Source organism: Pseudomonas sp. (genome assembly GCF_046581935.1).
Taxonomy (GTDB): domain Bacteria; phylum Pseudomonadota; class Gammaproteobacteria; order Pseudomonadales; family Pseudomonadaceae; genus Aquipseudomonas.
The window spans coordinates 176,269-188,333 of sequence record NZ_JAYGFK010000012.1; the positions used below are offsets into that span (position 1 = coordinate 176,269).

General features: G+C 54.2%; 10 protein-coding genes. All 10 read right to left on the reverse strand.

Annotated features, from left to right (window positions below; genetic code table 11):
• Window positions 1–2: 2 nt before the first annotated feature.
• The 10 genes from wecB to rpsA all read right to left on the reverse strand — a co-directional run bounded on the left by wecB (window position 3) and on the right by rpsA (window position 12,054).
• On the reverse strand, window positions 3–1,130 hold the full coding sequence (wecB, locus tag VCA57_RS08665) for a non-hydrolyzing UDP-N-acetylglucosamine 2-epimerase (protein ID WP_411184570.1): 1,128 nt from the start codon (window positions 1,128–1,130) through the stop codon (window positions 3–5).
• A complete protein-coding gene (locus tag VCA57_RS08670; protein WP_411184571.1) occupies window positions 1,123–2,133 on the reverse strand; it encodes a polysaccharide biosynthesis protein in 1,011 nt (336 codons plus the stop codon). Before VCA57_RS08670 ends, wecB begins: the two co-directional genes overlap by 8 nt.
• A 114-nt stretch (window positions 2,134–2,247) precedes the next feature.
• On the reverse strand, window positions 2,248–3,105 hold the full coding sequence (locus VCA57_RS08675) for a dTDP-4-dehydrorhamnose reductase family protein (RefSeq protein ID WP_411184572.1): 858 nt from the start codon (window positions 3,103–3,105) through the stop codon (window positions 2,248–2,250).
• The gene (locus VCA57_RS08680) at window positions 3,102–4,337 is read right to left on the reverse strand and encodes a glycosyltransferase family 4 protein (protein WP_411184573.1); all 1,236 of its coding nucleotides are present in this window, start codon (window positions 4,335–4,337) and stop codon (window positions 3,102–3,104) included. Before VCA57_RS08680 ends, VCA57_RS08675 begins: the two co-directional genes overlap by 4 nt.
• Window positions 4,338–4,344: 7 nt before the next feature.
• A complete protein-coding gene (locus VCA57_RS08685) occupies window positions 4,345–5,487 on the reverse strand; it encodes a glycosyltransferase family 4 protein (protein ID WP_411184574.1) in 1,143 nt (380 codons plus the stop codon).
• Between the two features lie 4 nt (window positions 5,488–5,491).
• Window positions 5,492–6,619, reverse strand: a complete 1,128-nt coding sequence (locus VCA57_RS08690) for a polysaccharide pyruvyl transferase family protein (RefSeq protein WP_411184575.1) — start codon at window positions 6,617–6,619, stop codon at window positions 5,492–5,494.
• Between the two features lie 38 nt (window positions 6,620–6,657).
• Complete coding sequence (locus tag VCA57_RS08695; protein WP_411184576.1) at window positions 6,658–8,151, reverse strand: alkaline phosphatase family protein; 1,494 nt, start codon at window positions 8,149–8,151, stop codon at window positions 6,658–6,660.
• Complete coding sequence (locus tag VCA57_RS08700; protein WP_411184577.1) at window positions 8,126–9,385, reverse strand: lipopolysaccharide biosynthesis protein; 1,260 nt, start codon at window positions 9,383–9,385, stop codon at window positions 8,126–8,128. Before VCA57_RS08700 ends, VCA57_RS08695 begins: the two co-directional genes overlap by 26 nt.
• 546 nt (window positions 9,386–9,931) lie before the next feature.
• Window positions 9,932–10,210: an integration host factor subunit beta gene (gene ihfB / locus VCA57_RS08705; RefSeq protein ID WP_411184578.1), complete on the reverse strand. Its 279-nt coding sequence runs from the start codon at window positions 10,208–10,210 to the stop codon at window positions 9,932–9,934.
• A 152-nt stretch (window positions 10,211–10,362) separates the two neighbouring features.
• Complete coding sequence (gene rpsA / locus VCA57_RS08710) at window positions 10,363–12,054, reverse strand: 30S ribosomal protein S1 (RefSeq protein ID WP_411184579.1); 1,692 nt, start codon at window positions 12,052–12,054, stop codon at window positions 10,363–10,365.
• Between the last annotated feature and the right edge of the window lie 11 nt (window positions 12,055–12,065).

The following is a 12,065-nucleotide window of genomic DNA, read 5'->3' on the forward strand; positions in this document are numbered from 1 at the left end:
GCTCAGCCCTTACGCCAGACGGTACGATTCACATAATCCGTGTAGCTCAGCACCACGCGTACAACCTGCTGCGATACGGGGCCACCTTCGTAGTCAGGCACAAGCGGTATAACCCGCTCACCTGCCTGATGCTGACTAGTAATGACTTTGACCGCCGCCAGCACCGAAGCCTTTTTAAGACCGCTCATGATGAGCGTGCCTTGATCCATACCTTCGGGACGCTCATGGGCATTACGCAGTGTCACCGCCGGCAGGTTGAGCAGCGAAGCTTCCTCTGTAATGGTGCCGCTGTCTGATAAGACACAGAACGCCGACATTTGCAGCTTGATGTAGTCAAGCAAACCGAACGGCTTAACAAAACGAATTAGCGGATGCTCCAGCGATTCCCCTAGCGCTTCAAGGCGCTTACGGGTGCGCGGGTGAGTCGAAACAATCACTGGATAGCCATATTCATCAGCCAGTGCACGCAAGGTTGCAAGCAAGTCGCGCAGGTTATCCGGCGTATCGACATTTTCCTCGCGGTGAGTGCTGACGATAAAGAACTTTCCAGCGTCAAGACCGCTACGCGCAAGCACGTCAGACTGCTCGATCTTCGGCATGTAGTAGCTGAGCACTTCCTGCATATGCGAGCCGGTCTTGATGATTGTTTCGGGGCGGATACCCTCGGCAATCAGGTAGCGACGTGCATGCTCGGTCAGCACCATATTGATGTCGGATAAGTGGTCAAGAACCTTGCGGTTAAGCTCTTCTGGTACACGCTGATCAAAGCAGCGATTACCCGCTTCCATGTGAAACACCGGGATTTTTCGGCGTTTAGCTGAAATTACCGCCAAGCAGGTATTCGTATCTCCGTAGAGTAACAGCGCATCGGGTTTCTCTAGCTCAAACACTTCATCGGCTTTGGAGATGACCTCAGCAATGGTCTTTGCGGCGGTTTCGCCAGCAGCACCGAGGAAGTGGTCCGGTTTACGAATTTCCAGATCGTCGAAGAAAACCTGATTCAGCTCGTAGTCATAGTTCTGCCCGGAGTGCACCAGTACATGATTAACCTGGCGATCTAGCTCAGCGATTATCCGGCTCATTTTGATCAATTCTGGGCGGGTACCCACCAGGGTCATGACCTTAAGCATCAAGCTGCTCCTTGATGTAGTCGAGTTTCAGCAGTAACTGTTTAATACCCGCCACATCCAGACGCTCGGTGTTATGCGAGGTGTAATCGTCAAACTCGGAGATTCTCTCCTCACCCTCGACGAAGTATTTCTTGTAGTTGAGGTCGCGGTTGTCCGCAGGGATACGGTAATAGCGCCCCATGTCCTCGGCTTTGGCCATTTCTTCGCGAGAAACCAGCGACTCATAGAGTTTCTCACCGTGGCGAGTACCAATAACGCGTACCGGATTCTCGCGGCCAAACAGCTCCTTAAGCGCCTGTGCTAAGTCACCGACAGTAGATGCAGGCGCCTTCTGCACAAACAGGTCGCCCTGCTCGCCATGCTCAAAAGCATGCAGCACCAGATCAACGGAATCTTCCAACGACATCAGAAAGCGCGTCATCTGCGGGTCAGTAACAGTCAATGGTTCACTGGTGCGCATCTGCTCGACGAACAACGGAATTACCGACCCCCGTGAGGCCATTACGTTGCCGTAACGAGTAGCGCAGATTACAGTGCCACCAGCAGGAATCATGCGTGACTTGGCAACCATCAATTTCTCAGCCATGGCCTTAGAAATGCCCATGGCATTGATCGGATACACCGCTTTGTCCGTAGACAACACCACCACACGTTTCACGCCACGAGCAATCGCCGCATTAAGCACATTTTCGGTGCCGTTGACGTTGGTACGCACCGCCTCCATCGGATAGAACTCGCAGGAAGGGACCTGCTTCAATGCCGCCGCATGGAAGATGTAATCGACACCTACCATGGCCTGCTTCAGGCTGTCATAGTCACGCACATCACCGATGTAGAATTTGACCTTATCGTTGGCCAAGGCAATGCGCATATCTTCCTGCTTTTTCTCATCACGGGAGAAGATACGAATCTCGCGCACATTGGTATTAAGGAAACGCTTCAACACCGTATGACCAAAAGAACCGGTGCCGCCCGTGATCATCAATACCTTGTCGTCGAACATAAAACCTTCCAAGTCGTTGGAGCGCGGCCTGCTAGGCCGACGAATAAACCCCCTCCTGATTAGGAGAAGGCTGGCTAGGGGTTCTATCCCCTCCGCAATTTTACCGCTTGGCGCTTAACGGCTCGCATGCATACTGCGAATCAGCTCGGGCCATGCTGGAGCAACGTAACCGGTCGCATCGCAAAACCGTGATCCATCTAGAGAGCGGTCAATAACCAGTGCATCATCCGGACGAATATCGATCTGCTTGCCATATTCAGCAGCGACCAGTTGCAACAAATCAAGCTTAGCGATCGGCTCAGCAGCGACATGATACAGACCATTGAGTTGCGGGTGCGGAACAATGAAGTCCTTCATAACTCGAGCCAGCTCGACGGTGGGCAAACCAGAGAACACCGCCTTGCGGAACCCACGCACGCTGCCCTGCTGAGCCAGGAACCAATCCACCAAAGCATAGTTTGAGCCCAGCTCGTGGCCGATGATGGAGGTACGCAGCGTGATAGCGTGCGGCAGGTCGTGCAGCTCGCCGATGTATTTGGATTTACCGTAGAGGTCATCGGCATCGGACGGATCGCTTTCCAAGTAGCCGCCTCTCTGCCCGGAGAATACGCAATCGGTGCTCACATGGATCAACCTTGCCCCAGCCACTTCACACAAGCGAGCCAGCCGGTGGGGCAGCATCGCGTTGATCGGCAAGGCCGTGAGCGGGTCTTGGGCATCGGCCAGCTGCTTGATCAAACCGATGCAGTTGATCACCACCTGCGGGCGGGATTTTGCCAAGGCGCCAAGTAGCGAGTCCTGATCGAGCACATCTACACCCGACAGCAGACGCTCACGCCAGGCCGGCACAAACTCCTTGGCGGCTGCGGAGCTGCGCAACGTGCCCCACACCTCGTGCGTAGCGTCAGCAGAAAACACCTTGAACACGGCATTGCCCAACATGCCGGACGCGCCCAGAACCAGAACTCTCATGCGCTGCCATCCTCTTCAACTTGGCGGCCCAGGTGCTCCACCAATATGCGCACCTGACTGTTCATCTCAAAATTAGCTTCGAAATAGGCTTTGCCCGATTCGCCCATAGCCGCGCGCTGCGTCGCGTCCAACTCCTGCAGGCGGCGAATGTTGGCCACCAGCGGCAGCACTTTTTGCGCCGGCGAAGCAAAGCCGGCGCCGGCCTCGGTAACCACGCGGGCACACTCGCCGTTCATGCAGGCCAGAATCGGCCGACCTGCGGCGAGATACGCCTGAATCTTGCTGGGAATGGTCTGGGCAAAGACCGGCTCGTCATTCAGCGACACAAGCAGGGCCGAGGCGCGCTCGAAGATCTGGGGCATGGTGTCCATCGGAAATCGTCCCGGTAGTATCAGGTTGTCCAGGCCCAACTCCTGCTTCTGGGACTGGAGCCAGGCCAGACGGCTGCCGCTGCCCACCAGCACCAGTCGAATGTGCGGCTCATCACGTAGCTGCACCGCTGCCTGCAGCAGAGTATCGAGGGCCTGGGCAGTGCCCAGGTTGCCGGCGAACACTACGCAAAAATGCTGTTCAAGCAGCTCAAGAAGCTCGGAAGGCACCGGAATGACAGCCTTCGGGCTGCTGATGTTCATAGAATTAGGGTAATAGTGGATTTTCGCGCGATCAGAATACTGCGCCACCGGTTCAACGAATGCCCGCGACTGCACCAGCAGGGTGTCGCATGGGCGGTAGATGGCGCGCACCATCCAGCCTACCGCACGCAACAGGTACGGATTACGCACAAAGCCGGTGGCCGAGAGACTCTCCGGCCACAAGTCCTGCACCCACAGGGCCAGCTTTGCCTTCTTCAGCCACGTGAGCAAGATCGCCGGGATCGCCTGGGTGATCGGCGATGGGGCAAACACCAAGATGGCGTCGAACTCGCGCTTGCGCAGCATCCAAGGTAAGCACAGCAGACCGCTGAATACAAAGGACAGATAGTTGAGAATCAGATTCTTCGCCCCACCCTGTCCACGCGGCCACAGGGGCACCCGTAGCACATCGATACGCCCTAGATAGCGCTCGCACTGGGTACCCGCAGCGCGATAGCCCTCAAAGACCTTGCCGTCTGGATAGTTGGGCTTGCCGGTGGCGACCACCACCTCATGCCCCTGCTCGTCGAGCGTACGCACGATGTCGTTGATGATGAAACTTTCGGGCCAGAAATATTGGGAAAGGATCAGGATGCGCACTGGGACCTCATGACAAAGGCTTCAATTGACGGTAATGACCAAGCAGCCTTTGGACCAAGCGATCCCAGCTGTAGGTAGACACCACCAATTCGCGCAGCCGTGCCCCTCGTGCTTCCAGTTCACTAGGCGAACTGAGCAATTGGCAAAGCCCCTGCGCAATAGCTGAAGCTTCTGCCGCAACAACCGCACCACCGTCCACGTCAGCCACCTGATCAAAACCGCATTGGTCGGTTAACAGCACCGGGGTACTCACCAGCCCCGCTTCCAGCGCCACCAAAGACATTGCTTCATGGCGCGACGGCACCACCAGAAGATCTGCACCGGCTAATGCGTCCTGCTTCTGCTGACCGCCGACAAAGCCGGTGAAGCGAACGCGATCAGATATTCCATAGCGTGCCGCTAAGGCTTCCAGCTCTGTTCGCATACCTTCATCAGGACCGGCGAGGACCAACACAACACTCGGAAATCTTTGAGCGATCTGGTGGAACGCATCGAGCAAAAGATCAGGTCCCTTGATTAGGCTCAAACGCCCAAGAAAAAGCACAACAGTGGCTCCTCCCAAGCCATGCTGCCGCCGAAAGGCATCAGGCTGCGGCACCAGCGCATCGGCTACATGCACGCCGTTGGGTAATACCTGAAATTTGCTTTGGGGGACACCGAACGTACGAAACTGATCCAGCTCCAGTTCCGTTACCGCCAAACAGGTCGCGGCCCCCATCACAGCACTACGTCCGAATAACCAATTGAAAAGGCGCTTTATAAAAGCTGAACGCCCGAAGATACCAAGTGAACCAGCAGGACTGTATACGTAGGGCTTACTTTGACGCTGGGCCGAAAAACAAACTCTCGCCCCCAACAGGCTCCAGTGTCCCATCACGTGGATGGCATCTGCACGCGCCACCAACTGATTGATACGCTTAGTCGAAATTATCGGCATCAAGAAACGCTTCAGCAACGTCGGGACTGCCAACACATCGACCCCGTCCATCTCTTTAATACGCGCGTCGCTTAAACCCAGGTTAGTGCAAAGTACAGTGCAGGTTGATCCCAACCGCACGACAGCTTTGGCCATCTGGAAGGTTCGCTCCGCTGTGCCCCCACCGAACTTTGGATCAAGAAAATCCACAACATGCAAAATATGTTGCTGCACGCTCTTACCCCGCCAGTGCTTTATCAAGAAACCCGAAGCAACGGGCGCGTTCAGAGGCCAAGCGGGCGTAGGCCTGGTCGAAGTCGAGCACCTGAGACACTCGCTCAAAATCAGCGGGCTCCGAGACAAACTGACTCTCCAGTCCCAGTACCTTTAAAAGGCTCTCCACCCGATTGGAGTGCGTTCCCGGTGAAACTGCAACGAACGGGCAGCCGAAAATGATCGAAAAACAAACCCCGTGAAAGGAGTCCGTCAGCACAAACTCTGCGCCACTGAACAAGGCCAGAAAGTCCAAAGGACCGGCATCACGGATCTGCTTATCCACCCTGGCAACAGAACACACGTCTTGGTCGATGGAAATCACCTTCAAGCCCTTTTTAGCAGCGAAGTAATCGACAGCCTGACGCAATAGACTGGTACGCGGAACGCTATACACCAGGATGTACTTGCTTGTCGGAACAAGCGACGGCTCCACAAGCTCTCGCCATTGTTCAGTACCCAGCAGCAAAGTAGGGTCAAGCACATGCTGCACGTGACTAATCCCCAGATCGGATAGGTATTGCTGCGAATCTTGCTCACGAACCGAAACAGCGTTGAATCTCTGTAGATAGGAGTGGACCTTGGGAATCTCCTGTTCAGTAAATTTGTAGCCTCCCAGGCTCGATGCATAGGAAATCTTGATCGCGTCCTGCGGTGCAAACCCCAGAAAATAGATGGGGTCGAGCGCTCCATCGAGGCTGACGCAGTTCGAGTTCCACACCTGATCACTGCCAACCACATAACAGTTGTACTTCGAGCAGGCTCGAGCCATCAGGGCCGACTGGGAATATTTGGCTGACAACCGGTAGCGGGTTCGAATAAAACAGTTGAACTTGGCAAGCAGCCGAACTCGGGGCGCAAGCCGCACAAGGTCCTTAGCAATACTCAGGAAACTTCGCGCGCCACCAATCCAGCGCAACGGCCAAAGGGTCCGACCAATATAACGGTTGTCGTAATCAATTATTTCGACCTCTCCATACTGTGCCAGGCATTGCTGTAGCGCATACGCCTGTAGAACGGCCCCATAGTTATTCGCCTTATGGACCGTCACCATTCCAATCTTCAAATTCACCCCCAAAACAAGCCCGAGCATTTATTGCCTTCGTACCCCGAAGCACCCCAAAAGCGAAACTATACTCGCTTGGGGTTGGTCCCCAAGACTTCCCCGAACTCTGCTAGAACTATGCGAAACACTTCTGCCGAGTCCTGCCGCAGGAGAGAATCCGGGCTCAGCAACTTGTGATTGACAAAGCAGGCCAGAGGCTCAGGCCCCTTGGTCCCTGTTGCGAAGTCACCCACAACATTCTTAAGGAACATAGGCTGCGTTAAATCGACACCGGGTGCTGCAAACACCTCCTGTTGGGTATTACAAGTCACGCCATCCGGTGCTTGGACAACAATGTCCGGAAGGTACTTCGCATATTTAGATTTTGCCGGCCTTTGAGTAATGACCGCCTTCAATCCAAGCTGGAGAAATTCTCTTTCCGCATTCAGTCGGCTCGCGATCCGTTGCGCAACGGCAGTAATGCCAGCGCTATCCACTGGGCCACCAAACCGCACCCAGTCATTTACATAAATGCCCAAGAAACTGGAACCACGGCCAGGGCAGAAAGCCTCGCTTCGCTTACTGTCGAAATTGCTGATCGCCGCATATTCCCTAGCAACCGCCTGATTGCCCTTGAGCTTCTGGCGAAGCGCGTAAGGAACCAAGTGTTTATAACGTTGCGCTAATGCCATCAGTCCATTCTTACCAACTGGCGGATATTGAAATCCGAGACTTCTGAGGATCGCGTTCAGGTTTACACGAGTATGGGCGACTACCGTTCCATGGTCCGATACCAGACCCACCCGTTCTGTGCCTACGGATTCAATTAGGCGCTTTAACGCACCATCAAAGTGCGCATAGAAATCCTGCATGGCCTCAATAAGGCGCGGATTAAAATCCCCCTGCCCAGAAAGAAACTTCTTGTACTCACCGATACAGATGTTCTCAACCACCACCACAGACCTGAACACAATAAAACCAAAATCAATCTGATACTGCTCACCAAGCTTGATGAACGCATCAACCCGACGATCCGTCATCAACTTCAGGCGACTGAAGAACGCTGTTTCATCATAAAGTTTCTTTTCAAAGAGCAGCGACGGAACCCTTTCGTCAACGATATATTCCAAGTCATCTAGCGTTTTTTTCACATCTGCGGGGTAGCACTGCGAAGGGCAGATTTCATCACGCAGTTGGGAGCCACCACCGCCACCCGATACAAAAAAACCATCAACTGCCGGCGCAGGATTGGTGGTAGGTACGTTCATCACCCCGACCCGTATGCCAAGACAATTCAGCCTGCTCCAGAGGGTAGGAATATCAGGATCTTTGCTAATCTGCTCCAGGAGGTTGTATTTGGTTGTGGAGGCCGAGGTGCCGTTCAGGCGTGCTCGCTCGTAATATCCATCGCTATCGATGGCATGCTGCCCGGTACAAATCTCGACCCAGCCCCGACTAAGCAAATCCTCGTGCAGCTTCAGAGAGACCCCCTGCGCAAGCAGCCCTTGAGTATAAGGCATCGGATAGCGTTGAATGGTTTCGGCCTGACAGCCATCAATCCCGATTAGCAAATACTTCATTCATCCTCCGACGAGAAAACAAGCTCGATAGCTCGCGTGGTGGAAAGGCTAGCGATACGCCCACATGACGCCTTACATAAAACGCAGCCAATATATTTTTGATCGATACCCCCAATGAGGTCGCCAACGCTGCGCCTAGCGCATCAAAGAAGTGAAGCAGTGGCCAAGTGAAAAACAGCGCAAACAGCGCCGCAATTACAGAGGCACGCCGATAGTACCGAGCATTGCCCGATAACATGAGCAGATAGCCCACCGACCCGGTGGCCACGTTAACCAATTGCCCAAGCGCCAGGATAATCAATAGCAGATACGCCGAGCGGTACACCTCACCGAACAGGCTCAACAAAAACTGCGGAAACAGCAAATAAACCGCCAGCGGGAGGACTGCCACGCCCAGTGCCAACATGCTGCTATAGCGATATACATCGACGACAGCTGGTAGATCCTGACGATCAAAAGCGCGCGCATAGACAGGTGCCGAAATGCTGTTGACCACGATCAGAACAAATGAAATCAGGATCGCCAACCGTTGCGCCACGTGGTACTCAGCCACTGCCTCCATGCTCGACACCATCGTCAACGCCAGCCCCGAGCACCAGATCACACAGAAGTCGAGCAGTGTTGCAGTCATAATAGAGCTGCCTTCACGAAAATCCCCAGCGGTAGGTAACTCTGCTCCTGGCTTGCCTCGCAGGGAAAGCACGATGATAACTACAGCCAATACTGCGACGAGAACCGTGACTGCCGCATAGGCGATTGCAGAAGATCTCAGATCCACTCCGGTGATCGAAAGCAACGAGACAATAAGCAGCGTAGGCACTGCTCCCGCCTCCAGAAAATTCGCCAGCGGAGCATGTCCGCGCGCCTTGGCGTAGCCTGCCGAAAGCCAAATGATCGATACCGCAGGCGAACAATGAACAAACATCCACAGCGGCGACGGAATATGAGCGCCCCAGATCGCCCGAACCCCATAGGCCAGCGGCAATACCAAGATCACGTACAGCAACAGCATAGCGATGGCATAACCGACGAAAACACGCGTGACTCGGTCAGGGTTGGCGGCAGAGCGAATGATCAGCTGGTCCAGCCCGCAGCGCAGAACTATCGCCAACGCCGCCACCACCGTCATGCCTGTGAAGTACACCCCAGCCGCATCTTGCGAAAGCAGTCGGGTAATCAGCAAGCTGAGCAAGAGAGCAGCGACAGCAGACCAGCCACGCGCCATGAAGGACATTAAGACAACTCTCACCACTAATTCCCAACACCGCCGTGAGAAGCAAAATCGAATAGCAAATAGCTGCCGGGAAGCACTTGGAGCAGTGGTCCAGAACCAGTATTCGAGAAGACAGGGTTGGCTTGGCCAAACCACCGATCAGTAACTGACAGACATTCTAACAGCGACAACCGCCCCACGCATGGGTTTAGCGCCAGGAGAGCCAAGCGTTAACCGCAGGAGCCTAAGGAAGTCAGATGATGAGACTCAAGCCGCCGGGCATCGGCACGCCTAAATTTTAATTCAGCCTGCCTAAGTTGATACCTAAGCAGTGACACCACCAGTCCTGCGAGCAACAAGCCGACCAGCCCACCGAAGACAAAAGCCGCGATCACGAACAGCGAAACACACACTTGCTGAGTAACACCCCCAGACAGATCAAGACCGAGTCTTGCTGAATCTCAAGCACGAGCACCAGCGTCGCCAGAGCCAAAATGGCCACAAGGGCGAAACCCAGTGCGCGCTTAAACTAGAGCATAGCTACCTCGTCAGGAGAAGAAGATCGGATCAATCATTGACTCTATCACGCAACTCCTTACCCGGTTTAAAGTGCGGCACGAACTTACCATCCAATCGTACAGAATCTCCAGTCTTAGGATTGCGCCCCACCCGCGGCGCACGGAAATGCAGCGAAAAACTACCAAAGCCACGGATTTCGATGCGATCGCCTGTCGACAGCGACTGCGACATTTGCTCAAGCATGGTCTTGATCGCCAGTTCGACATCCTTGGACGAGAGCTGCCCTTGATGGGTAACGATGCGCTCGATCAACTCCGACTTGGTCATGGTTTTCCCTTCTTTTTCAAGCGGCTAGATCACTAGATAGAAAGGTTTTAGCATGCTTGATCAGATTTGAACAGCCTATAAAACAATACGTTAGCGATTTTCAGGCACAAAAAAGGGCGACCGAAGTCGCCCTTTTTCTGGATTACCTGAACTTAGTTCTGGTTTTCCATTTGTGCGCGGATCAGATCACCAATGGTGGTCGGACCAGCAGAAGCAACTTCGTCCTGCTTAGTGCGCATTTCTTTGATTGCTTCTTTTTCGTCTTCAACGTCTTTCGACTTGATCGACAAGCTAATTACGCGGCTCTTACGATCAACGCTGATGATCTTGGCTTCTACTTCTTCGCCTTCTTTCAGTACGTTACGCGCGTCTTCAACGCGGTCACGGCTGATTTCGGAGGCTTTCAGAGTTGCTTCGATGCCATCGGCCAGGGTGATTACAGCGCCCTTGGCGTCAACTTCTTTCACAGTACCGCGAACGATAGTGCCTTTGTCGTTGACTGCAACGTAGTCGGAGAACGGATCTTCTTCCAGTTGCTTGATGCCGAGGGAAATGCGCTCACGCTCCGGATCAACGGAGAGGATAACGGTTTCCAGCTCGTCGCCCTTCTTGAAGCGGCGTACAGCTTCTTCGCCTACTTCGTTCCAGGAGATGTCGGACAGGTGAACGAGGCCGTCGATGCCGCCATCCAGACCAATGAAGATACCGAAATCGGTGATCGACTTGATGGTGCCGGAGATTTTGTCGCCCTTGTTGAACTGACCGGAGAAATCTTCCCACGGGTTAGTTTTGCACTGCTTGATACCGAGGGAGATACGACGACGCTCTTCGTCGATATCAAGAACCATAACTTCCACTTCGTCGCCGACGTTAACGACTTTCGAAGGATGGATGTTTTTGTTGGTCCAATCCATTTCGGACACGTGCACCAGGCCTTCCACGCCTTCTTCCAGCTCTGCGAAGCAGCCGTAGTCGGTCAGGTTGGTTACGCGCGCAGTAACACGGGTGTCCTGCGGGTAACGCGCCTTGATGGCAACCCATGGATCTTCGCCCAGCTGCTTGAGGCCGAGGGAAACGCGGTTGCGCTCGCGATCGTACTTAAGGATTTTGACGTCGATTTCATCGCCAACATTGACGATTTCAGACGGATGCTTGATGCGCTTCCAAGCCATGTCGGTGATGTGCAGCAGGCCGTCGACGCCACCCAGATCCACGAACGCGCCGTAGTCGGTGAGGTTCTTGACGATACCTTTGACTTGCTGACCTTCCTGCAGGGATTCCAGCAGAGCTTCGCGCTCGGCGCTGTTCTCGGCTTCCAGTACGCTGCGGCGGGAAACGACAACGTTGTTGCGCTTCTGGTCCAGCTTGATGACTTTGAACTCGAGTTCTTTGCCTTCCAGGTGAGTAGTATCACGCACCGGACGGACATCGACCAAGGAACCTGGGAGGAACGCACGGATGCCGTTAACGTCGACAGTGAAGCCGCCCTTAACCTTACCGTTGATAACGCCCGTAACCACTTCCTCAGCGGCGAAAGCTGCTTCCAGAACGATCCAGCACTCTGCACGCTTGGCTTTTTCGCGGGACAGCTTGGTTTCACCAAAGCCATCTTCAACCGCGTCCAGGGCAACGTGAACTTCGTCACCGACCTTGATGGTCAGCTCGCCAGCGTCGTTGTGGAACTGTTCCAGTGGGATGAGGCCTTCAGACTTCAAACCAGCGTGAACGGTTACCCAACCAGCTTGGTAATCGATGTCGACGATGATAGCGGTGATGATCGAGCCAGCCTGAAGATTCAGGGTTTTTAGGCTTTCTTCAAACAGTTCAGCAAAGCTTTCGCTCATTTTAATTCCTG

Bases quoted from the DNA above. Each gene is read 5' to 3' on its own strand.
- wecB (WP_411184570.1), bottom strand. From the start codon at position 1,130: ATGCTTAAGGTCATGACCCTGGTGGGTACCCGCCCAGAATTGATCAAA.
- VCA57_RS08670 (WP_411184571.1), bottom strand. From the start codon at position 2,133: ATGTTCGACGACAAGGTATTGATGATCACGGGCGGCACCGGTTCTTTT.
- VCA57_RS08675 (WP_411184572.1), bottom strand. From the start codon at position 3,105: ATGAGAGTTCTGGTTCTGGGCGCGTCCGGCATGTTGGGCAATGCCGTG.
- VCA57_RS08690 (WP_411184575.1), bottom strand. From the start codon at position 6,619: ATGCTCGGGCTTGTTTTGGGGGTGAATTTGAAGATTGGAATGGTGACG.
- VCA57_RS08695 (WP_411184576.1), bottom strand. From the start codon at position 8,151: ATGAAGTATTTGCTAATCGGGATTGATGGCTGTCAGGCCGAAACCATT.
- VCA57_RS08700 (WP_411184577.1), bottom strand. From the start codon at position 9,385: ATGTCCTTCATGGCGCGTGGCTGGTCTGCTGTCGCTGCTCTCTTGCTC.
- ihfB (WP_411184578.1), bottom strand. From the start codon at position 10,210: ATGACCAAGTCGGAGTTGATCGAGCGCATCGTTACCCATCAAGGGCAG.
- rpsA (WP_411184579.1), bottom strand. From the start codon at position 12,054: ATGAGCGAAAGCTTTGCTGAACTGTTTGAAGAAAGCCTAAAAACCCTG.